The following is a 20,658-nucleotide window of genomic DNA, read 5'->3' on the forward strand; positions in this document are numbered from 1 at the left end:
TCAGATCCTCCCTGCGGCTCTGACCAGCGCGCGCCGGGTCAGCTCGGCGGCCAGGTGGCGCTTGTAGTCGGCGGGGCCGCGCTGGTCGGCGTGGGGGTCGCAGTGCTCGGCGGCGATCCGGCCCGCCTCCGCGAACGCCTCCCCGCCGGGCGGCCTGCCTTCGAGGTAGCTCTCGGCCTCGGGGGCGCAGAAGTGCTCGGCGCCGACCGCGGTCAGCCCGATGCCCGCCCGCGCGATCACGCCGTCCCGGACGGTGACGACCGCTCCGGCCGCGGCCACCGGCCAGTCGCCCACGCGCCGCTCGACCTTCTCGTACGCGCTGCCCGTGCCCGCCGTGACCGGCACGCGCAGCTGCACCAGCAGCTCGCCCGGCCCGACGGCGGTCTCGTACGGGCCGTGGTGGAAGTCCCTGATCGGCACCGTACGCTGACCGCCCGCGCCCTGGATGACCGCCCGCGCCCGCAGCGCCGAGAACACGGCGGACAAATCCTCGGAAGGGTCGCCCTGGCACAGCGACCCGCCAACGGTCCCCCGATTTCTCACTATCGGGTCGGCAATAACTCGCTCCGCATCCCGAAATATTGGGAAAAGGTCGGTGGCGGTGCTGCTGTCCAGCAGCTCTGTGTGCCGTACGAGCGCGCCAACGGCCAGTTCGTCACCCTCGACGGCGATCCGCCCCAGCTCGGCCAGCCCGTTGATGTCGATCAACGCCTCCGGCTGGGCCAGGCGCAGCTTCATCATCGGGATGAGGCTGTGCCCACCTGCGACGATCCTGGCCTCGGGGCCGTAGCGCGCCAGCAGTTCGAGCGCGTGCGGCACGCTGTCCGCTCTCTCGTATTCGAATCTCGCGGGAACCTGCATGACTGCACATTGCTGGCACCGATTTGTCCCGACAATCCGCAAATAAGGGATTCCTTAATGGGCGCCGGGGAACTATGAAGAGGGAATGACACTCAGCCAGCTCGGGGCGTTCGTTTTCGTCGCGCGTCTGGGATCTGTCAAGGCGGCGGCACGGGCGCTGGGCGTGAGCGAGCCCGCCGTCTCCCAGTCACTGGCCCAGCTCCGCAGGCACCTCGGCGACCCGCTGCTGACCCGTAGCGGCGACCGGATGGTGCTGACCGAGGGCGGGCGGCGGCTGCTCGGGATCGCCGCCCAGATCGTCGCGCTCGGCGCGGAGGCGGTCGCCGCCGTCCAGCCGGGCCGCGTCGCCGGGCTGCACGTGGTCATGGACGCCGGGCTCGCCGAGTACGTGGCCGGGCCGCTCGTCTGCCTCTTCACGCAGCGCAAGTCGGTGGACGCCACCACCGGCGTGGCCGCCACGGCCGAGATCCCGCTCCTGCTGTCCAGCCGCCTGGCCGACGTCGCGCTCGGGACCCAGGCGAGCGGCGAGGGCCTGGTGAGCCGCCCGGTCCTGCGCTGCCGCCTCATCGTGGTCGGCTCGCCCTGTGGCCGCCGCGACCAGTGGCTGGTGGGCCCCTCCGGTACGGACCCCCTGAGCGACACGAGCCGGTTGCTGCGGCTGCTGCGGGTCCCGGAGTCCCAGGTGCGGGTCTTCGCGAACCAGACGGCCGCCTGGAAGGCCGCCGCCGAGGGCTCCGGCATGGCGCCCGCCACGGCCCACCTGGTGGCGTCCCAGTTACGCAGGGGCGAACTGGTGGCCGTCGAGACCGCCGCCACCCCGCTGGCCGCGTACTGGTACGCCACGACCCTGGAACCGCCGAACCGGTCGGTGGCCGCGGGCACGTTCCTGGACTTCCTCACCACCCCGGCCGCCACCCAGGTCATGCGCACCCCGGACGACGGCATCCCCCGCAGCCGCTTCCGCCCCCCGATCCACGTGTCAATCTGGAGCTGAGGCCTACTGCAGCCTCCGCCGCGCTCAGCGCAGGGCCGCGGCCTCCGAGGCGAGCTTCTCGACGCGGCCCCAGTCGCCGGTGGCCAGCGCGTCGGCCGGGGTCAGCCAGGTGCCGCCGACACAGCCCACGTTCGGCAGCGCGAGATAGTCGGCCGCCGTGTTCACCCGGATCCCGCCCGTCGGGCAGAAGCGCACGTCCGGCAGCGGCCCGGCCAGCGCCTTGAGGTAGGGGATGCCGCCCGCGGCCTCGGCGGGGAAGAACTTCAGCTCCTTGACCCCCCGCTCGACCAGCGCCATCACCTCGGACACGGTGGCCGCCCCCGGCAGGTACGGGACGCCGCTCGAATCCATCGCCTCGACCAGCGACAGGGTCGTCCCCGGCGAGACCAGGAACCGAGCCCCGGCGGCCACCGACGCCGCGATGTCCTCCGAGCTGCGGATGGTCCCCGCGCCCACGGTCGCCTCGGGCACCTCGGCCGCGATCCGGGCGATGGCCTCGCGCGCGGCCGGGGTCCGCAGGGTCACCTCGATGGCCGGCAGGCCGCCGGCGACCAGCGCCCTGGCCATCGGCACGGCGCTCTCCACGTCGTCGATCACCACGACGGGGATCACCGGGGCGAGATCGAGCAGGCTCATGGGTTCTTCTTCTCCTCGTCGGCCCGTTGGCGGCCGTCTAGTCACGTACAGGTCCGCCCGGACAAGTCCGCGCGGTCATCCCACCAGTTCCCGGCGGGCGCGCTGGGCCAGCCAGGCCGCCGCGCCCGTCAGCGCCGGCTGCGGGGCGACGATCAGCGCGGTGCCGATGGCCTCCAGGTAGTGGGCCATGTCCGGATTTTCGGCGAAGCGGGCCCGGAAGCTGCTGGTGCGCACGCGTTCCACGATACGGGGGAGCACTCCGCCGCCCAGATACACCCCGCCCCTCGCGCCGAGGGTCAGGGCCACGTTCCCGGCGAAGCTGCCCAGCATCCCGCAGAACACCTCCACCGTCTCCGCGCACAGCGAGTCGTCCAGCCGGGCCACGATGTCCGAGGCGGTCAGGTCGGGGGCGGCGACGCCGTTCACCTGGGCGAGCGCCCGGTGCAGCCGGACCAGCCCAGGTCCGGACAGCACGTGCTCGGCCACCACGTGCGGCAACCCCTGCGACTGCAGGACCTGGACGATCTCCAGCTCCCGCCGGTCCACCACCGGCACCGTGACGTGCCCGCCCTCGCCCGGGATCGGCGTCCAGCCGTGCTCCACGGGCACCAGCCCGCCCACGCCGAGGCCGGTCCCCGGCCCCAGCACGGCCTTGACCCCGTGACCCGGCTCGGGGCCGCCCAGCGAGACCAGGTCGTCACCCTCCAGGTGCGGCAGCGACACCGCCAGCGCCTCGAAGTCGTTGAGCAGCGCCGCGTACGGGACGCCGAGATCCCGTACGGACCCGGCCCACGCCGAGTTCGTGAGCCGGTAGTGGTCGCCGTCGATCGGCCCGGCCAGGGCCAGGCACGCCGCCCCCGGTCGCACTCCGCCCGCGTGTTCCGCGAGATAGGCGGCTACGGCTTCGGGGAGGGTCGGGTAGTCGGACCCCGCCAGGACCGCCACGTTGGCCGGCCGCGCTCCCGACGAGGTGACCAGGCCGAACCGGGCGTTGGTCCCGCCGATGTCGGCGACCAGCCACGGAAGGTCAAAGGCACTCACCACATACCTCCGGCGTCCAGGGCGGCGTCAAGATCGCTCGCCATGAACCGAAGGATCCCACGAACGCTCTTGCCGTCCCAGACGGGACGGTGAGCCATCGACTTCTGAACCGTCACCTCGCCAGCCCGGCGTGCTGGGCGCCGGCCGGGGCGCCCGTCTCCAGGTGCGAGGCGCCGGCCTCGGCGAGGAAGCCCAGGCCGGGGCCGTGGTCGGGCGACTCGGCGCCGCTGATGCCGAAGATCCCGGCGCCCTGCTCCGCGTGGCCCGCCATCCGGCGGAAGGCCGCGAACAGCTCGCGCCCGGTCCCCACCCACTGCGCGTCGCTCAGCGGGCGGCCCTCCGGCAGGCGGCGGGACAGCTCCTCGGCGGGCACCTGCAGCTCCAGCGTCCCCGCCGTCGAGTCCAGCCTGATCATGTCGCCGTCCCGCACCAGGGCGATCGGCCCGCCGTCGGCGGCCTCGGGCGACAGGTGGATGGCCGCGGGCACCTTCCCGGACGCGCCGGACATGCGGCCGTCCGTGACGATCGCGACCCGCTGACCCCTGTCGAGCAGCACGGCCAGCGGCGGCGTGAGCTTGTGCAGCTCGGGCATGCCGTTCGCGCTCGGACCCTGGTAGCGGATGACCGCCACGAAGTCCTGCCCGTCCAGCTCGCCCGCCTCGAACGCCCGCAGCAGCTCCAGCTGGTCGTCGAACACCTTCGCCGGCGCCTCGATCACCAGGTGCTCCTGCTTGACCGCCGAGACCTTGGAGACGGCCCGGCCCAGGTTGCCCGACAGCATGTGGATCCCGCCGTCCGCCGAGAACGGCGCCGCGACCGGCCGCAGCACGTCCAGGTCGGAGCTGCCGCCGGTGAGCGGCGCCCACACCAGCTCGCCGTCCACCAGCTCGGGAGCCTCGCGGTAGCGGTCGAGGCCGTGGCCGGCCACGGTCATGACGTCCCCGTGCAGCAGGCCCTCGTCCAGCAGGTCGCCGATGAGGACCTGCATGCCGCCGGCGTCGCGGAAGTGGTTCACGTCCGCCTGGCCGTTCGGGTAGATCTTGGTGAGGGACGGCACGACCCCCGACAGGCGGGCGAAGTCGTCCCAGGTCGGCACGATGCCCGCGGCGGCGGCCATGGCGACCAGGTGGATCGTGTGGTTCGTGGACCCGCCGGTGGCCAGCAGGGCGACGCAGGCGTTCACGATGGCCTTCTCGTCGACCAGCTCGCCGATCGGCGTGTACTCCGGGCCGTGCGCGGTGATCTCCACCGCGCGGCGCCCGGCCGCCTCGGTGAGGGCGTGGCGCAGCTCGGTGTGCGGGTTGACGAAGGTCGAGCCGGGCAGGTGCAGGCCCATGACCTCCATCAGCGCCTGGTTGGAGTTGGCGGTGCCGTAGAAGGTGCAGGTGCCGGGGGAGTGGTACGACTTCGCCTCGGCGTCGAGCAGCTCGTCGCGGCCCACCTTGCCCTCGGCGAAGAGCTGGCGGGTGCGCGCCTTGACCTTGTTCGGCAGGCCCGAGGCCATCGGCCCGGCCGGGACGAAGATCGCGGGCAGGTGCCCGAAGTGCAGCGCCCCGATGAACAGGCCGGGCACGATCTTGTCGCACACACCCAGCAGCAGCGACGCGTCGAACATGTCGTGCGACAGCGCGATCGCCGCGGCCATCGCGATCACGTCGCGGCTGTAGAGGGACAGCTCCATGCCGGGCCGCCCCTGCGTGATGCCGTCGCACATCGCGGGCACGCCGCCCGCCACCTGCGCCACGCCGCCGGCCTTGCGCACCGCGGCCTTCAGCTCCGGCGGGTACGTCTCGTACGGCTGGTGCGCCGAGAGCATGTCGTTGTAGCTCGTCACGATCGCCACGCCCGGCTTGGCGGCACCGCGTAGCGCGAGCTTGTCGTCGGCGGGCGCGCCGGCGAAGCCGTGCGCCAGGTTCGCGCAGCCGAGGTGGGCGCGGGCCGGGCCCTTCGCCCTGGCGGCCTCGCCGTCGCGCCGGATGCGCGCCAGGTACGCGGCCCGGCTGGTGGCGCTCCGCTCGGCGATGCGGTCGGTGACGTCCTGGATGACGGGGTTCACGGTGCCTCCTTCGTCGGGTCCATGAACCCGGAATCGATTGTTCACACGTCCTCCTCGTGCCACTCGCGACCGCTGCGGCCGAGCAGTTCGTGGGCTCCGGCGGGACCGGTGGTCCCGGCGGGGTAGGGCTCGGGCAGGTCTCCGGACGACTCCCAGGTCGACAGGATCGGGTCGATCCAGCGCCAGGCCGCCTCCACCTCGTCACGCCGCATGAACAGCGTCGGGTTCCCGGCCAGCACGTCCGTCAGCAGCCGCTCGTACGCCTCCGGCACCCGCGCCGTGAACGTCTTGCCGAAGCTCAGCGACATCGGCACCGGCTTCAGCGTCACCTCGCCCGCGCCCGGCTCCTTGGCCATGATGTGCAGCTCGATGCCCTCTTCCGGCTGCAGGCGCAGCACCAGGCGGTTCGGCGTGCCACCGGGGAAGATGGAGTGCGGCACGTCCTTGAACTGCACCACGATCTCCGACCTGCGGTACGGCATCCGCTTGCCGGTCCGCAGGTAGAACGGCACCCCCGCCCATCGCCAGTTCTTGATCTCGGCCCGGATCGCGGTGAACGTCTCCACCCGCCGCGAGGCGTCCGTCGGCGGCGTGGAGGCGGGCTCGTCGAGGTAGCCCGGCATCCCGTCGGCCTCGGTGTACTGGCCCCGCACGGTGAAGCGGTCGACCTCCGTGCCCGTGATCGGGCGCAGCGCCTGCAGGACCTTGACCTTCTCGTCGCGGATGGCCTCACGGTCGTTGCGGGCCGGCGGCTCCATCGCGGTCAGCGTGAGGAGCTGGAGCAGGTGGTTCTGCACCATGTCGCGCAGCGCGCCCGCGTGGTCGTAGTAGCCGCGCCGGCCCGGCGTGCCGACGGTCTCGGCGGCGGTGATCTGGACGTGGTCGATCCACAGGGAGTTCCAGATCGGCTCGAGGAAGGCGTTGGCGAAGCGCAGGACCAGCAGGTTCTGGACGGTCTCCTTGCCCAGGTAGTGGTCGATGCGGAAGATCTGGCGCTCGTCGAAAATGGCGCCGACCTCGTCGTTGATCCGCTGCGCGCTCGGCAGGTCGTGGCCCAGCGGCTTCTCCAGCACCACGCGCGAGAGCGGCGTGACCAGCCCGGCCTCCTCCAGCTCGCGGCAGAAGGGGCCGAAGGTGCGGGGCGGGCTGGCCAGGTAGAAGACCCGGTCGCGCTGCTCGTGCCCGGCCAGCAGCCGGCTCAGTGCCCCCCAGCCCGACTTGTCGGCGCCCCCGACGTCGACCGACACGTGGTGCAGGCGGCCGAGGAAGCGCTGCCACATGGCGGGATCGTCGATCGGGACCTGGTCGCGTACCTCGGCGTCCACCTTGCCGCGGAAGTCGGCGTCGGTCAGGCCGCCCCTGGACATGGCGATGACGCGGGTCTCCGGGGAGAGCCGTCCGTCCCTGTCGCTGTGGTAGAGCGCCGGGAGCAGTTTGCGCATGGACAGGTCGCCGGTGCCGCCGAAGACGACGAGGTCGGCGGTATGGGTGGGGCTGGTTGTCGACACGGGGGACACGGTTGCGGGCTCCGATGATCTACCAAGCAGGGACAGAACGGACACTAACGAGAGTTTGGGTCCCACACAAGCGGAGTTTTGGCATTTGAGATAAAAAAGTCTGGACTTTTCATGACCTAACCCCATGTGATTCACTTAGCCGATGCCTCGACGTACCGCCGCGACCCTCGCCACCAGTGGTGAGGTGCTCCGCCTCATCCGCACCGGAGAGGCCGCGACGCGGGCCGACCTGGGCCGGGTGACCGGTCTGTCGCGCCCCGCCGTGCAGCTGCGCGTGGGTGAGCTGCTGGAACGCGGCCTGGTCGTGGAGCGCGACGACGCCCCGTCCACGGGCGGGCGGCCGCCGGTCCGGCTGGAGTTCAACGCCACGGGCGGCGTGGTGCTGGTGGCGGCGCTCGGCGCCAGCCGCACCCGGGTGGCCGTCTGCGACCTGGCCGGGCGGGAGCTGGCCGGGCGCGAGTTCGCGATGGACGTGGAGCAGGGGCCCGACGTCGTGCTCCCGGTGATCATGGATTCCTGGGACGAGCTGCTCGGCGACCGGCCCCGCTCGATGCTCAGAGGCGTCGGGATGGGCGTGCCGGCCACGGTCGAGTTCGCGCAGGGACGCGCCGAGAGCGCCCGCGTGATGGCCTCGTGGACCGGCGTGGTGATCCCGCCGATCATCCGCGAGCGCTTCCCCGTCCCCGTGCTCGTGGACAACGACGTCAACGTGCTGGCCATCGGCGAGCACCGCGGCGCCTACCCCGACCTGGACGACCTGATGTTCGTGAAGATCTCGACGCGGATCGGCGCGGGCGTGATCGCCGGGGGCGGCATCCTGCGCGGCGCGCTGGGTGCGGCGGGCGAGATCGGGCACATCCCCGTGCTCGACGGCGGCGACGTGCTGTGCCGCTGCGGCAACACCGGCTGCGTCGACTCCGTGGCCAGCGGCACCGCGCTGCTGCGCGACCTGCGGGCACAGGGCAAGGACGTCAAGACGATCGCCGACGTGACCGCGCTGGTGCGCGCGGGCGACGCCGAGACGATGGCCACGGTGCGCGAGGCCGGCCGCCGGATCGGCGAGGTGCTGGCCGGGGCGGTCAACATCCTCAACCCGTCGGTGGTGGTGCTGGGCGGCGACGTGGCCGAGGCTTTCGGGCCGCTGGTGTCGAGCATCCGCGAGGTCGTCTACCGCCGCTCCACGGCCCTGGCCACCCGGCGGCTGCGCATCGAGCCGAGCCGGCTGGGGGCGGGCGCGGGCATCAGCGGGTGCGCGGTGATGGTGCTCGACCACGTGCTCTCGCCGGACGCCGTGGACGAGACGATGACGATCTCGACCCTGCGCCGCGAGCGCGTCGCCGCCCCCTAAGTGGTCGGCTCCGGAAATCCTTCGGTGGTTGGCGTGAGGCGACTGTGGTGATGGCAGGGCCTCGGCGAGGTAGGGGCGGCACTTAAGGTTTGCCGGCCCGGGTCACAGCAGGATGTCGGCCAGCTCCTGCAATAGCTCGGTCGTCCGGCGAGCCCGACCGGGGTCGCCGATGGTGCGGCCGATCGCCTCGTCGATGCTGCGGGCTGCGCGGCGGCCGATCGCCTGCATGGCTCCTTCCGCGACTCGGACCCGGGTGCGCCGCCCGTCGCTCGCGTCGGGTTCGGTTTGCACCAGCCCACGCGCTTTGAGGCGCGAGACCGACGCGGACACATGACTCTGCACAAAGCCTGTCCGTTGGTGGATCTCGCTGATCGAGCTGGCGGGGTGCTTGATCACGTCTTCCAGGACAGCGGCCTCTCCGGGAGTGAGCGACAGGTCGCCGGTCTCGCCGGTGACCTGCGAGGACAGCTCGATGAGGCGCTTGCCAAGCCGGTGCAACTGTCCGCCATCCATGTGTGAAGGCTACATCGCCACAGAAGCATCGCCAGAGATGTATCGTTGGCGATGAATAAGTTTCGATCGAGGAGGCGGTGATGGAGCCAGACGGCTCACTGAAGGGCGTGGCGAAGACGGCGCTGGGGGTGGCGATAGCGAGGGCCCGCGAGAGCCTCAGGGACGACCGGCTGTTCGACGACCCGTACGCCCAGAGATTCCTGGACGCTGCGCCCGGGGCGTTTCCCGAGGAGCCCACGTCCGCCGAAGACCTTGCCGCACTGGGGCCGCTGGCCTCCTTGGGCGCCGTGTTCGCCTTCCATGGAGTGCTGCGCACACGGTTCTTCGATGACTATCTGCTCACCGCCACGGCCGCCGGGTGCGCACAGGTGGTTCTGCTCGCCGCCGGGCTCGACACACGTGCTCTGCGGCTGCCGTGGCCGGGCGGCGTGAGCGTGTTCGAACTCGACCTTCCCGAGCTGTTCGCGTTCAAGGAGGCGGTGCTGGCCGCATGCGACGCGGTGCCGACGTGCGAGCGCGGCATTGTTCCGGTCGACCTGCGCGAGAGCTGGACGGGCGAGCTGGTCGCGGCCGGGTTCGATCCCACCGCACCGACGGCATGGCTCGCGGAAGGACTGCTGCTCTACCTGACGGCCGATGAGGCGGCGCGTCTGCTGACCGCAGTCGGTGAACTCTCCGCGCCGGGCAGCCGACTGGCCTTTGAACACGGCGACATCGCTGGTTCGGCCCTCCTTGCGCAGACTCGTGGCATGCCGACGATGGACCAGTACACATCATTGTGGAAGGGCGGACTGGGCGAAGATGCCCCCGGCTGGCTCAGCCGACGCGGTTGGCAACCTCAGCCTCACGATCTTGCCGAACTCGCCGCCTCCTACGGCCGTCCCGTCCCCGGTCCTTCGAGCGGAGGGTTCCTCATCGCCGTTCGCACCGGCCGCTGACCATTCCGGGAGGATCGGCCGCTTCGTCCCGTGCCCGCCGCACGCGCCGTGCCCATCACCTTGACCGCCTCCGAGCGCCACCGGCTCAAGAAGATGGCGCACGGCCACAAGACCCCACACCAGGCCCGGCAGCGAGCGACGATCGTGCTGCATGCGGCGCGTGGGCGCTCCAACGCGCGCATCGTCCGCGGTACGGGACTCAGAGATCCCAACGGGGGACGTCGCTCTCCCGTACGAGCCCGTCCGCGCCGAACACCAGATGGCGGTCGAGGTCGGCGGCGAACCAGCGGTCGTGCGTGACCGCCAGCACCGTCCCCTCGAACCCCGCGAGCCCCTGCTGGAGCGCCTCCGCGCTGGCCAGGTCCAGGTTGTCCGTCGGCTCGTCGAGCAGCAGCAGCGTCGCCCCCGACAGCTCCAGCAGCAGGATCTGCAGCCGCGCCTGCTGCCCGCCCGACAGCGTCTCGAACGGCTGCCCGCCCGCCGCCGCCAGCTCGTAGCGGGCCAGCGCCGCCATCGCCTCGTTGCGGGTCAGCGCGTACTCCCGCATCACCACGTCGGCGGCGGCCCGCCCGGCCAGGTCGGGCCGTGCGTGGGTCTGGGTGAAATGCCCGGCTGACACCCTGGCGCCCAGGCGGGCCGCGCCGGTGTGCGCGATCGGCTCGCCCGCCAGCAGGCGCAGGAAGTGGGACTTGCCGGTGCCGTTCCGGCCCAGCACGCCGACCCGCTCGCCGTACCGGACCTCGGTGGAGAACGGCCGCAGCAGCCCGGTGAGCTCCAGATCTTCGCAGGTCACCGCCCGCTTCCCGGTGCGCCCGCCGCGCAGCCGCATCCGGACGTTCTGCTCCTTCGGCGCGCGCTGCGGCGGCCCCGCCCGCTCGAACCGCTCCAGCCTCGTGACCGCCGACTGGTACGCCCCCGCCAGCGCGTCGTTGTTCGCCGAGCGCTGGCGCAGCGTGTGGACCAGCCGGCGAAGCCTGGCTCGCTCGTCCTCCCAGCGCCGGCGCAGCTCGTCGAGGCGCTCCTTGCGGCGCCTGCGGGCCTCGGCGTACGTCGCGAACCCGCCGCCGTGCACCCACACCCCGCGCCCCTCCACCGTGACGATCCGGTCGGCGGCCTCGGCCAGCAGTTGCCGGTCGTGCGAGACGAGCAGCACCGTCTTGGCCGAGCCCCTGATCGCCCGCTCCAGCCACTGCTTGGCCCGCACGTCCAGGTAGTTGTCGGGCTCGTCCAGCAGCAGCACCTCGTCCGGCCCGCGCAGCAGCGCCTCCAGCATGAGCCGCTTCTGCTCCCCGCCCGACAGCGTGCCCAGCTCCCTGTCCTTCACCCGTTCGTACGGCAGCCCCAGGGCCTCGGTGGCGCACACGTCCCACACCACCTCCAGCTCGTAGCCGCCCGCGTCGGCGTAGTCGGCGATGGCCTGGGCGTAGGCGAGCTGGGCGGGCTCGTCGTCGCTCCGGGCGATCGCCGCCCCGGCCGCCTCCAGCGCGGCGGCGGCCTCGCGGACGCGCCGCGGGGCGACGCCGATCAGCAGGTCGTGCACGGTGCCGGCGCCGAGGAACTGCCGCATCACGCCGATCCCGCCGCTGCTCGCGACGCGGCCGTCCGAGGGGGCCAGCTCGCCCGCGATCAGCCGCAGCAGCGTGGTCTTGCCCGCGCCGTTCGGCCCGACGAGCGCCGCCTTGGCGCCGGCGCCCACTTTGAAGGACGTCTCGAGCAGCAGCGGCCGCCCGTCCGGCAGCAGGTACGTCAGCCCGCTCACCTCGATGTGCCCCATGACGGCCACCTCCACTCGATCGTCGTTCGACTAACTAGACCATCGATCCGGTCACTAGAACAACGTATTATCTCCGGGTGGAAACCGTGTGGTCGCGCCCCCAGAAGGCGCCGAGGCAGACGCTGACGCTCGACCGGATCGTGGCCGAGGCGGTCGCGCTGCTCGACGAGGAAGGCGTGGGCCGGCTGACCATGCGCCGCCTGGCCGAGCGGCTCGACACCGGCTCGACCACGCTCTACTGGCACGTCAAGACCAAGGACGAGGTCCTCGACCTGGCCCTGGACGCCGTCTTCGGGGAGGTGCGCCGGCCGGCGGGCGGCTCCGGGTGGCAGGAGGCCGTACGCGAGCTCATCGGAGGCTGGCGCGCGGCCCTGCTGCGGCACCCGTGGTCGGCCACCATCCTCGACCGCCCGCTCATGGGCCCGAACGCGCTGGAGCGCACCGAGTTCCTCTACGCGACCCTGGCCGCCGCCGGATTCGCCGCCCCCAAACCCGCCGCGTACAGCCTGTCCAACTACGTCATGGGCTCGGTCATCATGCAGGTGACCTGGCAGGACCGCGACCGGGACGACACCGGCGAGTTCCTCAGGGAGCGCGCCGACCGCTACCCGGCCCTCGCCGAGCACGGGCTCGACCACGCGTGGGACGCCACGTTCGACGAGGGCCTCGGCTACCTGCTGGACGGCATGGAGCAGTCCCGCAGACGCGAAGACGGCCGGCTCGGGTGAGCCGGCCGTCTTCGGGGGATCGTCAGTCCTCGCGGGCCTGCTTCGGGAGCATCAGGCCGACCGCGAACGTCGCGGCGATCATCCCGGCCGCCACCCACAGCGTGATCGTGACGCTCCCGGTGCCGAAGTAGAGGGTGCCCAGCAGGGCCAGGCCCAGCGCACCGCCCACCTGCTGGAGCGCGGTCAGCGCGCCGGAGGCGGAGCCGGTCTCCTGAGGCTCGACGGCGGCCATCACGATGCTGAAGTACGGGCTCATGATCAGCCCGCTGCCCAGCCCGGCCACCGCCAGCGCCGGGGCGAGCTGCCACGGCGAGACCCCGGGGGAGGCGACGGCGATCACACCGGTCACGCCGAGCCCCATGACGATCGCGCCGGCCAGCAGCACCTTGCGGCCGTGCCTGCGGGCGGCCTGCGCGACGCCCATGCCCACGATCATGCCCAGCGACGAGGGCACGCTGGTCAGCGCCGCCTTGAGCGGGGAGTAGCCCAGGCCGAGCTGGGTGTAGAGGCCGATCACGAGGAAGAACCCGGTGAAGGCGGCGAAGTAGATCGTGCCGGTCGCCATGCCCGAGACGAACGCCCGCTTGCCGAACAGGCTGGGCGCCACCAGCGGGTCGCCGCCGCGCCGGGCCCTGCGCTTCTCATAGGCCGCGAAGACCGCGAACACCGCCGCGGAGGCCGCCATCATCGCGAACGCCCACGCCGGCCAGCCGCTCTCGCGCCCCTGGACCAGCGGGAAGACCATGAGAACGGTGCCCGCGGAGGCCAGCACGGCGCCCGGCAGATCGAGCCGCACGCCCTTGACCGGGCGGGAGGCGGGCAGGAAGCGCAGGGCGGCCAGCGCGGCGGCGGCCCCGATCGGCAGGTTGATCAGGAAGATCAGCCGCCAGTCGACGCCGGTCAGCGCGCCCGCCAGGATCGGCCCGCCCACCGCGGACAACCCCATGACCGGCCCGAACATCCCCATCGCGACCGCCAGCTCCTTGGGCGGGAACATCTCCTTCATCAGCCCCATGCCCTGGGGGATCATCGCCGCCCCGAACAGCCCCTGCACGACCCTGGCCGCGATGATCGTCTCGGGGGAGGCGGCCAGGGCGCACAGCAGCGACCCGATGGTGAACCCGACGACGCCGATGAGGAACATGCGCTTGCGCCCCACGATGTCCCCGAGCCGCCCGCCGGTCAGCAGGCCCGCGGTCATGGCGAGGGTGTAGGCCGCGCCGAGCCACTGGATCAGGGAGTCGCCGCCGCCCAGGTCGGCCCGCATCGTCGGGCCGGCGACGTTGGTGACGGTCGCGTCGAGCAGCTCCATCACCGAACCGGCGAGGACCACCGCGAGCGCGGGCCAGCGCCACTTGTAGGGGGCGGGGGTGGCGGGCGTCTGCGCGGGGCGGGTGTCGAGGATGGTCATCCACGGCCTCCTGAATCGGAACGGCTTGTTCTGTTCCAGAATAGCAGAACGGAATGCTTCATTCCACAATGAGACCAAGATTCTTGCGGGGGAGGGGGTTGCCACGGAGCCGGTCAAGAGTGCGCGTCGTCACGGCGAGCAACCCGTGAGCCTTCACGACCGGCCATGACGGGCGGAAACGGACGTCGGCGCGTGCGGCCCACCGTGCGGAGCCGTAAAGGACGGGCGTGCACAGCCGTAGAAGAGATTTAGTGCTTTCTGGGGTGGCGCGTCTGGCCGGGCGGAACATGCGTGCGGCCGGGCGGCGTGGCGGCGGTGGGAGGCGGCGCGGCGGACGAGCGGGTCGGCTGCACCGCTGCGGAGGCCGTGGCCGGCTCGGGCGTGGGCGTACGGGAAATCGAGGCGAGGGTCGGCCGCGTGGAGTTCGTCCGCCGTGGGGTCGGCCGTGCCGAGAGCGCCCGCTTTGGAGTGGGGCGGCGATGCACGGCGGAGGAGGGGTGTGCCGGGGACGCGGAAGGGCCGAGGGAGGTGGGCGTGGGGCCGAGGGCGGTGGGGGCGGTGCGGAGGCGGGATTCGGTGGCGACCGGGATGGAGCCGTCACGGGCGCCGGGGCCGGTGCGGTGCCAGTCGACCCCGTCCAGTCGCCTGGCGGTGGACGCCCCGCCCACCAGGATCCCCGCCGAGGCCAGCATGAGCGTGCCGACCAGCGCGCCGGCGATCATCAGTATCCGCCCTCGCCGCCCGCCCTCGTCGGCGAACGGGTCGGGCTCCGATGATCGCTCCGTGCCGGTCACGCCTCAAATGCTAGAGAGGTGCCGCCGATGCCAGGGCCGATCCGGACAAATCGGAGAGTTAATTGTGATCATCAACAGGAGCACAGCAGCCCGCGCAGCGCCGTCTCCAGGCACAGGCCGGAGCGGGCCGGGGTCGGCCACGGGAAGCGGATCAGCGCCTCGTTCACCCGTACGGTCGCCCCGAACCGGTCCAGCTCCCACAGCCACACCTCGCCGGCCTCCTCGCCGAGCTGCCGGGACACGCCCGCGGTGAGCTGCGCCCGGTGCGAGGTGTTGACGTGCGAGAGCACCCGCTCGGCCGTCTCCGCCAGCGGGTCCGGCGCCGCGCCCAGGTAGTCGTCGGCGTCCAGCAGCCCCGACTCCTGCCCGGTCAGGTACACGACCTGCCCCACGTCCAGCCGCAGCAGCCGGGGCGCGGAGCGCTCCCCGAACCGCTCGAGCGCGTCGAACAGGCTCTCGTCGGCGCTGTGGGCGGCCACCGCGACCGCCGCGCCCCGTGCCTCGCTCTCCGGCACGGCCTCCGCCCACCCCTGCACCTCGAGCAGCCCGCGCGGATGGGTGGCCTCACCCAGTTGCCGCATCGCCGTCAGGTTCACCGCCACGACGGCGTCCTCGCGCAAGGGGTGCAGCGGCTCGCCGGGCAGCACCAGGAGCACGGGCCGGCCGCGCTCGTCCACGCCTCCCCGGGCCGGCGAGGGCGCTCCGTCGACGGACAGCTTGGCGACGTTCGCGGTCGCGGCGAGGGTGCGGACCCGCTCGGGGATCGGCAGCATGGGCCCTCCGTTCAATGATAGGTTAGGCTTCCCTAAGTAAGGATTACCTAATCACATTGAGGTGAACGTGCGCTACACCGGCCCCAAGGTGCGACTGTCGCGACGCGCGGGCGTCCCGCTGACCAGGAAAGCCGTCCGCTACTTCGAGCAGCGCCCCTATCCGCCGGGCGAGCACGGCCGCAAGACCAACCGCCGCAGCACCGGCGACTACGGGCTGCGGCTGATGGAGAAGCAGAAGCTGCGCTGGTACTACGACGTGTCGGAGCGGCAGCTGCGCCGCTACTGGGACCTCGCCATCCGCAAGTCGGGCGCGTCCGGCGCCGAGCTGGTCACGCTGCTGGAGAGCCGCCTGGCCTCGCTCGTGCTGCGCGCCGGGCTGGCGCCGTCCATCTACGCGGCACGGCAGTACGTCAACCACGGCCACATCGCCGTGGACGGCCGCAAGGTGGACATCCCCAGCTACCTGGTCAAGCCCGGGCAGGTGGTCACGGTGCGGGAGCGCTCCCGCAGGATGCAGCCGTTCGTGGCCGCCGCCGAAGGCGTGTACGCCGACGAGCGCACCGCGGCCTACCTCTCCGTGGATCACGCCAATTTGACGTTCACGCTGGTGAACCGCCCCGAACGCGAACAGATCGTGGTCCCCGTGGAGGAGCAACTCGTCGTGGAGTTCTATTCTCGTTAGCCGTGAGCGAACCGGTAGAGCGTCATGCGAGTTGGTTAGAGCTGTTCTTCGACCTGGTGGTCGTCGTGGCGGTGGCGCAGCTGGCCCACCGGCTGGAGCACCCCACGTGGGAGAGCGTCGCGTTGTTCGCGGTGCTCTACTACGCCGTGTGGAGCGTGTGGACGACACTGACGCTCTATTCGAACGCCGAGGCCGATCGCACCCGCACCCGCGGCATGCTGATCGGCATGTTCGGCATCGCGGTGATGGCCGCGGCCGCGCCCGACGTGGCGCACGTGCTGAAGGAGACCGGTGACACGCATGACGGCTGGTTCATCGCCGCCTACATCACCTGCAGGGTCGGCGCCTCGCAGACCCTGCAGCGCGCCGGCACGATCCTGACGGCGTGGCCGGCGGCCCAGCTCGGCGCGGGCCTGATCCCGTGGTTCGCCTCCATCGGCGTCCAAGGCCCGGCGCGCTACTTCCTGTGGGGGCTGGGCGCCGTGCTCGACCTGATCTTCTCCGTGCTCCAGAGCCGCAGGCCGGAGCGCCTGATCAAGGAGATGCAGCACCAGGCCCTGCGGCAGGCGCAGCGGCTGGAGCAGCGTGACCGGCGGAGGGGCGACGGGCCGGTGGTGCGCCCGGCGGCGCGGGTCAAGGCCGCCGTGCTCGACCCCGCTCATCTCGGGGAACGGCTCGGCCTGTTCGTGATCATCGTGCTCGGCGAGGCCGTCATGCAGGTCGTGATGGCCTCCTCCGGGCATTCCTGGGACCTGCAGCTCGGTCTGGCGGCGGTGACCGGGTTCGGGCTGATCGTCTCGCTGTGGTGGCTGACCCTGCAGTACGGCGTGAGCGCGGTGCCGGGCGCGGCCGAGCGGGGGCTGCGCGCGTATGTGGCGCTGCCCGCGCACTTCGCGATGACCGCGGGCATCACCGCGACCGCGGCCGGGCTCGGCGCGGTCGCCGCGGACCCGGCCGCGCACCCGCACGGCGGCATCGGCTGGGTGCTGGCCGCCGGTCTGGCCGTCTACTTCGCCGCCTCCGCCGTGCTCGGCGTGGCGAGCGGCGCCGAGCGGCGGTGGATCTGGGGATGGGCCCTGCCGTCCGTGGCCGCGCCGCTGGCGGTGGGCGCGGTGTCCGGGCTCGTCGAGGGCTGGGCCGTGGTCGCGCTGCTGCTGGTCGTCGCCCTGTGGCGGGTCGCCTACCGGCACCGCGGCGGCACGGCCCAGGAGGGCTCAGTCCAGCCGGCGTAGCTCGGCGACCTCCTTGCGCAGCTCGGCCAGCTCGTCGAGGATCCGCTGGGTGTGCTCGCTGGTGTCCTCCAGCACCGCGCGCTCCTCGGCGCGTTCCTCGGCGTTCTCCTCGTCCATGGCGCTGACGACCACGGCCATGAAGAGGTTCAGGATCACGAACGTGCAGATCAGGATGAAGATGGTGAAGAAGACCCAGGCCGACGGATGGCGGGTCATCACCTCCCTGGCGATGTTGCCCCAGTCGTCGCCGGTCATCGTCTGGTAGAGAGTGAACAGCGAGGTCGGCAGGCTGCCGAAGCGCTCGGGGGAGGTGCTCCCGTAGAGCTTGGTGGCCATGACGGCGGCCACGTAGAGCACCAGGCCGAGCAGCACCACGATCGAGCTCATCCCCGGCATGGCCCGCAGCAGCGCCGAGACGACGCGGCGCAGGCTCGGCACGACCGACAGCAGCCGCAGGGCACGCAGGATGCGCAGCGAGCGCAGCACGGACAGGCCGCCCGTGGCGGGCATGAAGGCGATGAGGACGATCGCGGCGTCGAAGACGTTCCACGGGTCGCGGAGGAACCTGGAGCGCTCGACGTAGATCTTGGCGATCAGCTCGACGGCGAAGACGTACAGCGCGATGTGGTCGACCACGGTGAGCAGGTGGCCGAAGCGCGCGACCACCGCGGGGAAGGTCTCGAGACCCAGCGTGGCCGCGTTGAGCAGGATGACGCCGACGATGAACCGCTGGAAGCTTTCGCGGGCGAGGAAGGCGGCGGTGCGTTCACGCACGGGGGCAGGCTCCTAAGGGCTTGGTCATGTGCCCCACCATGATGGCGCAACATGATCAAGCCGATGTCTGTGGTATAAAAACGCACCTGAGCGACGAATGGTGAGGGCGCCGAGCGAGCATGTCCTATCCGAACTACGGTCCCTCCTACTACGGGCCGCCACCCCAGACCCACCCCCAGGGCACCGCCATCCTGGTGCTGGGCATCCTGAGCCTGGTGGTCTGCACGTTCATCGGCCCCTTCGCCTGGTCGATGGGCAACAGGGCGCTGCGCGAGATCGACGAGAGCGGCTACTACTACGAGAACCGCGGCATGGTGCAGGCCGGGCGCATCTGCGGCATCGTCAGCTCGGTCCTGATGATGATCACCCTCGGCTTCGTCGTCCTAATGTTCGGGCTCATGCTGGTCACCGGCGCCCTTTCCCGATAGCAGCTCGCCGATGCCCGACTCCAGCAGGTCGAACGCCTTGTCGGCCTGAGCCCTGAGGTCGGGCTCGATGCTCTCCCACTGCTCGCCCGCCAGCTGCCTGCGCACCGAAGAGTGGGTGAGGATCCTCGTCGTGCTGAGGATGTGGGTGGCGACCAGGCGGGGCGTGAGGTCGTCGGCGTCGGCCTCGAGCTCGTCGGCCAGCGCCCGCGTCAGCGCGTCCTCCCGCTTCTCGTGCATCTCACGCAGCTTGGCCACCAGCGAGGGCGCTTCGCCGACGATCCGGGCGAACACATCGGACCCCTGGCTGAACCCGTAGCGCCAGTGGCGCGTGTCGAGCGCGTCGAAGAAGTCGCGGCGGAACGCCCCCACCACGCTCTCCCCGGGCTCGCGCTCGCGCAGCACCTGCGGCGCCAGGTCGATCGCCACGTCCTGCCGGTCGGCGAACAGGTCCTCCTTGGTGCCGAAGTAGTTGAACACCGTGTTGACCGACACGTCGGCGGTCCGCGCCACCTCGGCCACGGTCACGTTGTCGAACCCCTTGGCCATGAACAGCCCCATCGCGACGTCCGCGATGCGCTGCCTGGTCTCGCGCTTCTTCCGCTCCCGCATCCCCTCTTGCATGCCTCCATCGTACCAAGTTTGCAGTGACACCAAAATTGTGGTTACTCTAATTTTGGAGGCGATGAAATGATCAGGACTTCAGGTTTGAGCAAGACCTTCGACGGCGGCACAGAGGCCGTCAAAGGCGTCGACCTATCGGTCGGGCCCGGCGAGATCGTCGGGTTCCTCGGTCCGAACGGCGCCGGCAAGACCACGACCATGCGCATGCTGACCACGCTGCTGCGCCCCACGTCCGGCACCGCCACGGTGGCCGGCCACGACCTGCTCGGCGACGCGAAGGAGGTGCGCAGGCGCATCGGCTACGTCTCCCAGACCGGCGGGACGTCGCCGACCTCGCCGCTGATGGGCGAGCTCGTGCTCCAGGGCATGCTGTACGGCCTGAACCGGGCGACGGCCGAGGCCAAGACGCGGGAGGCGCTGGAGCGGCTCGAACTCGCGGGCCTGGAGTCGAAGCCCGGCGCCGCGCTGTCCGGCGGGCAGCGCCGCCGCTTCGACATCGCGTTCGCCCTGCTGCACGACCCGGTCCTGCTCTTCCTCGACGAGCCCACGACGGGCCTCGACCCGCAGAGCCGGGCCAACCTGTGGGGCCACATCCGCTCGCTGCGCGGCGAGCGGGGCATGACGGTCTTCCTCACCACCCACTATCTGGACGAGGCCGACGCGCTCTGCGACCGGATAGTGATCATCGACCACGGCCGGATCGTGGCCGAGGGCGCCCCGGCCGAGCTGAAGACCGGCGGGCGCACGCTCGACGAGGTGTTCCTGGACATCACCGGCAGGTCCCTGCGCGAGGAAGCGGGCGTCTGATGCTGCGTGACACCTGGGTGCTGTTCCGCCACGGCGTGCGCGTCACGCTCCAGCAGAAGGTCGGCATGATCTTCGGCGCGATCCAGCCGCTGCTCTTCCTGGTGCTGTTCGGGCCCATCTTCACCACGTTCGGCACATGGGAGACGCTCGTCCCCGGCCTCATCATCCAGCTCGGGCTCATGAGCATGGGGCTCGCCGGGTTCGGGGTGGTGTTCGAGAAGCGCTCCGGCGTGCTGGAGCGCATGCGCGTCACCCCGGCCAGCCGGCTGGCGCTGCTGCTCGGGCGCGTGCTCAACAACGCGCTCACCCTGACGATCCAGACGCTGCTGCTCCTGGCGGTCGCCTTCGCCTTCGGCCTGCGGGCTCCCGCGCCGGGGCTGGCGGCCGGGTTCGTGCTGGTGATCGTGCTCGGGAGCAGCCTGGCCGCGCTGTCGTACGCCATCGCGCTGACGATGAACGAGCACCTGTTCGCGCCCGTGATGTCCACGGCGGTGATCCCGCTGGTCCTGCTGTCCGGCTCGTTCCTGCCGATGTCGATGGCGCCGGGCTGGCTCGACGCCATCTCGCACATCAGCCCGTTCAGGTACACGCTGGAGGCGCTGCGCGACCTGTTCGAGGGGCACTACCTGACGGGCACCGTGGGCCTGGGAGTGGCCGTGACCGTGGTGTTCGCCGCGGTCAGCCTCACGGTCGGGACCCGGGTCTTCAACCGGGAGAACGCCTGAGAGCG

General features: G+C 71.6%; 21 protein-coding genes. 9 read left to right on the plus strand and 12 right to left on the minus strand.

Annotation, left to right across the window (positions count from 1 at the left end; genetic code table 11):
- Complete coding sequence (locus ABZX61_RS07605; protein WP_355192365.1) at positions 1-861, minus strand: xanthine dehydrogenase family protein subunit M; 861 nt, start codon at positions 859-861, stop codon at positions 1-3.
- A gap of 85 nt (positions 862-946) precedes the next feature.
- Here ABZX61_RS07605 and ABZX61_RS07610 point away from each other — a divergent pair, with 85 nt between their 5' ends.
- On the plus strand, positions 947-1,855 hold the full coding sequence (locus ABZX61_RS07610; RefSeq protein ID WP_355192367.1) for a LysR family transcriptional regulator: 909 nt from the start codon (positions 947-949) through the stop codon (positions 1,853-1,855).
- Positions 1,856-1,879: 24 nt separating this feature from the next.
- Here ABZX61_RS07610 and eda read toward each other — a convergent pair whose 3' ends face one another.
- From eda to zwf, 4 genes are all read right to left on the minus strand, one after another.
- Positions 1,880-2,491 (minus strand): bifunctional 4-hydroxy-2-oxoglutarate aldolase/2-dehydro-3-deoxy-phosphogluconate aldolase, encoded by a 612-nt coding sequence (gene eda, locus ABZX61_RS07615; protein WP_350726894.1) that lies wholly within the window; start codon positions 2,489-2,491, stop codon positions 1,880-1,882.
- Between the two features lie 75 nt (positions 2,492-2,566).
- On the minus strand, positions 2,567-3,532 hold the full coding sequence (gene glk / locus ABZX61_RS07620) for a glucokinase (RefSeq protein ID WP_355192369.1): 966 nt from the start codon (positions 3,530-3,532) through the stop codon (positions 2,567-2,569).
- Between the two features lie 112 nt (positions 3,533-3,644).
- Complete coding sequence (gene edd / locus ABZX61_RS07625; protein ID WP_355192371.1) at positions 3,645-5,588, minus strand: phosphogluconate dehydratase; 1,944 nt, start codon at positions 5,586-5,588, stop codon at positions 3,645-3,647.
- Between the two features lie 41 nt (positions 5,589-5,629).
- Complete coding sequence (zwf, locus tag ABZX61_RS07630; RefSeq protein WP_350726897.1) at positions 5,630-7,096, minus strand: glucose-6-phosphate dehydrogenase; 1,467 nt, start codon at positions 7,094-7,096, stop codon at positions 5,630-5,632.
- 151 nt (positions 7,097-7,247) lie between these two features.
- Between zwf and ABZX61_RS07635 the strand changes: the two genes are divergently transcribed.
- Positions 7,248-8,453, plus strand: coding sequence for an ROK family transcriptional regulator (locus ABZX61_RS07635; RefSeq protein ID WP_350726898.1), 1,206 nt, complete (start codon positions 7,248-7,250; stop codon positions 8,451-8,453).
- A gap of 102 nt (positions 8,454-8,555) precedes the next feature.
- On the opposite strand, the gene ABZX61_RS07640 is transcribed toward ABZX61_RS07635, so the two are convergent.
- A complete protein-coding gene (locus ABZX61_RS07640) occupies positions 8,556-8,966 on the minus strand; it encodes a MarR family transcriptional regulator (protein ID WP_355192373.1) in 411 nt (136 codons plus the stop codon).
- A gap of 80 nt (positions 8,967-9,046) precedes the next feature.
- Here ABZX61_RS07640 and ABZX61_RS07645 point away from each other — a divergent pair, with 80 nt between their 5' ends.
- The gene (locus tag ABZX61_RS07645; protein ID WP_355192375.1) at positions 9,047-9,904 is read left to right on the plus strand and encodes an SAM-dependent methyltransferase; all 858 of its coding nucleotides are present in this window, start codon (positions 9,047-9,049) and stop codon (positions 9,902-9,904) included.
- A gap of 199 nt (positions 9,905-10,103) precedes the next feature.
- Here ABZX61_RS07645 and ABZX61_RS07650 read toward each other — a convergent pair whose 3' ends face one another.
- Entirely contained in the window at positions 10,104-11,678 is a 1,575-nt protein-coding gene (locus ABZX61_RS07650) for an ATP-binding cassette domain-containing protein (RefSeq protein ID WP_355192377.1), read from the minus strand.
- Positions 11,679-11,755: 77 nt separating this feature from the next.
- Between ABZX61_RS07650 and ABZX61_RS07655 the strand changes: the two genes are divergently transcribed.
- The gene (locus ABZX61_RS07655) at positions 11,756-12,406 is read left to right on the plus strand and encodes a TetR/AcrR family transcriptional regulator C-terminal domain-containing protein (RefSeq protein WP_355192379.1); all 651 of its coding nucleotides are present in this window, start codon (positions 11,756-11,758) and stop codon (positions 12,404-12,406) included.
- A 22-nt stretch (positions 12,407-12,428) separates the two neighbouring features.
- Here ABZX61_RS07655 and ABZX61_RS07660 read toward each other — a convergent pair whose 3' ends face one another.
- The 3 genes from ABZX61_RS07660 to ABZX61_RS07670 form a co-directional block, all read right to left on the minus strand.
- Entirely contained in the window at positions 12,429-13,817 is a 1,389-nt protein-coding gene (locus ABZX61_RS07660) for an MFS transporter (RefSeq protein WP_355192381.1), read from the minus strand.
- Between the two features lie 248 nt (positions 13,818-14,065).
- The gene (locus ABZX61_RS07665; RefSeq protein WP_355192383.1) at positions 14,066-14,611 is read right to left on the minus strand and encodes a hypothetical protein; all 546 of its coding nucleotides are present in this window, start codon (positions 14,609-14,611) and stop codon (positions 14,066-14,068) included.
- 71 nt (positions 14,612-14,682) lie between these two features.
- Positions 14,683-15,384 carry a DUF2470 domain-containing protein gene (locus tag ABZX61_RS07670; RefSeq protein WP_355192385.1) on the minus strand — a complete coding sequence of 234 codons (702 nt, stop codon included), beginning with the start codon at positions 15,382-15,384 and terminating at the stop codon, positions 14,683-14,685.
- 67 nt (positions 15,385-15,451) lie between these two features.
- On the opposite strand from ABZX61_RS07670, the gene rpsD reads away from it, so the two are divergent.
- Both rpsD and ABZX61_RS07680 read left to right on the plus strand, forming a co-directional pair.
- Positions 15,452-16,066 carry a 30S ribosomal protein S4 gene (rpsD, locus tag ABZX61_RS07675; protein ID WP_355192719.1) on the plus strand — a complete coding sequence of 205 codons (615 nt, stop codon included), beginning with the start codon at positions 15,452-15,454 and terminating at the stop codon, positions 16,064-16,066.
- Between the two features lie 2 nt (positions 16,067-16,068).
- Complete coding sequence (locus ABZX61_RS07680) at positions 16,069-17,298, plus strand: low temperature requirement protein A (protein WP_355192387.1); 1,230 nt, start codon at positions 16,069-16,071, stop codon at positions 17,296-17,298.
- On the opposite strand, the gene ABZX61_RS07685 is transcribed toward ABZX61_RS07680, so the two are convergent.
- The gene (locus ABZX61_RS07685; protein ID WP_355192389.1) at positions 17,281-18,072 is read right to left on the minus strand and encodes an ion transporter; all 792 of its coding nucleotides are present in this window, start codon (positions 18,070-18,072) and stop codon (positions 17,281-17,283) included. The genes ABZX61_RS07680 and ABZX61_RS07685 overlap by 18 nt on opposite strands.
- Before the next feature lie 119 nt (positions 18,073-18,191).
- Between ABZX61_RS07685 and ABZX61_RS07690 the strand changes: the two genes are divergently transcribed.
- A complete protein-coding gene (locus ABZX61_RS07690; RefSeq protein ID WP_350740757.1) occupies positions 18,192-18,500 on the plus strand; it encodes a DUF4190 domain-containing protein in 309 nt (102 codons plus the stop codon).
- On the opposite strand, the gene ABZX61_RS07695 is transcribed toward ABZX61_RS07690, so the two are convergent.
- Positions 18,456-19,121, minus strand: a complete 666-nt coding sequence (locus ABZX61_RS07695) for a TetR/AcrR family transcriptional regulator (RefSeq protein ID WP_355192391.1) — start codon at positions 19,119-19,121, stop codon at positions 18,456-18,458. The genes ABZX61_RS07690 and ABZX61_RS07695 overlap by 45 nt on opposite strands.
- Positions 19,122-19,205: 84 nt before the next feature.
- On the opposite strand from ABZX61_RS07695, the gene ABZX61_RS07700 reads away from it, so the two are divergent.
- Together ABZX61_RS07700 and ABZX61_RS07705 are read left to right on the plus strand one after the other, a co-directional pair.
- Complete coding sequence (locus ABZX61_RS07700; protein WP_355192393.1) at positions 19,206-19,928, plus strand: ATP-binding cassette domain-containing protein; 723 nt, start codon at positions 19,206-19,208, stop codon at positions 19,926-19,928.
- A complete protein-coding gene (locus ABZX61_RS07705) occupies positions 19,928-20,653 on the plus strand; it encodes an ABC transporter permease (protein WP_355192395.1) in 726 nt (241 codons plus the stop codon). The genes ABZX61_RS07700 and ABZX61_RS07705 overlap by 1 nt, the downstream gene beginning before the upstream one ends.
- Positions 20,654-20,658: the final 5 nt, after the last annotated feature.

It is taken from the genome of Nonomuraea sp. NPDC003709 (assembly GCF_040610775.1).
GTDB classification, from domain to species: Bacteria; Actinomycetota; Actinomycetes; order Streptosporangiales; family Streptosporangiaceae; genus Nonomuraea; species Nonomuraea angiospora_A.

Excerpts from the sequence above, each read along its gene's own strand:
- ABZX61_RS07605 (WP_355192365.1), bottom strand. The coding sequence starts at position 861 with ATGCAGGTTCCCGCGAGATTCGAATACGAGAGAGCGGACAGCGTGCCG.
- ABZX61_RS07610 (WP_355192367.1), top strand. The coding sequence starts at position 947 with ATGACACTCAGCCAGCTCGGGGCGTTCGTTTTCGTCGCGCGTCTGGGA.
- eda (WP_350726894.1), bottom strand. The coding sequence starts at position 2,491 with ATGAGCCTGCTCGATCTCGCCCCGGTGATCCCCGTCGTGGTGATCGAC.
- ABZX61_RS07635 (WP_350726898.1), top strand. The coding sequence starts at position 7,248 with ATGCCTCGACGTACCGCCGCGACCCTCGCCACCAGTGGTGAGGTGCTC.
- ABZX61_RS07640 (WP_355192373.1), bottom strand. The coding sequence starts at position 8,966 with ATGGATGGCGGACAGTTGCACCGGCTTGGCAAGCGCCTCATCGAGCTG.
- ABZX61_RS07645 (WP_355192375.1), top strand. The coding sequence starts at position 9,047 with ATGGAGCCAGACGGCTCACTGAAGGGCGTGGCGAAGACGGCGCTGGGG.
- ABZX61_RS07650 (WP_355192377.1), bottom strand. The coding sequence starts at position 11,678 with ATGGGGCACATCGAGGTGAGCGGGCTGACGTACCTGCTGCCGGACGGG.
- ABZX61_RS07660 (WP_355192381.1), bottom strand. The coding sequence starts at position 13,817 with ATGACCATCCTCGACACCCGCCCCGCGCAGACGCCCGCCACCCCCGCC.
- ABZX61_RS07670 (WP_355192385.1), bottom strand. The coding sequence starts at position 15,384 with ATGCTGCCGATCCCCGAGCGGGTCCGCACCCTCGCCGCGACCGCGAAC.
- ABZX61_RS07690 (WP_350740757.1), top strand. The coding sequence starts at position 18,192 with ATGTCCTATCCGAACTACGGTCCCTCCTACTACGGGCCGCCACCCCAG.
- ABZX61_RS07695 (WP_355192391.1), bottom strand. The coding sequence starts at position 19,121 with ATGCAAGAGGGGATGCGGGAGCGGAAGAAGCGCGAGACCAGGCAGCGC.
- ABZX61_RS07705 (WP_355192395.1), top strand. The coding sequence starts at position 19,928 with ATGCTGCGTGACACCTGGGTGCTGTTCCGCCACGGCGTGCGCGTCACG.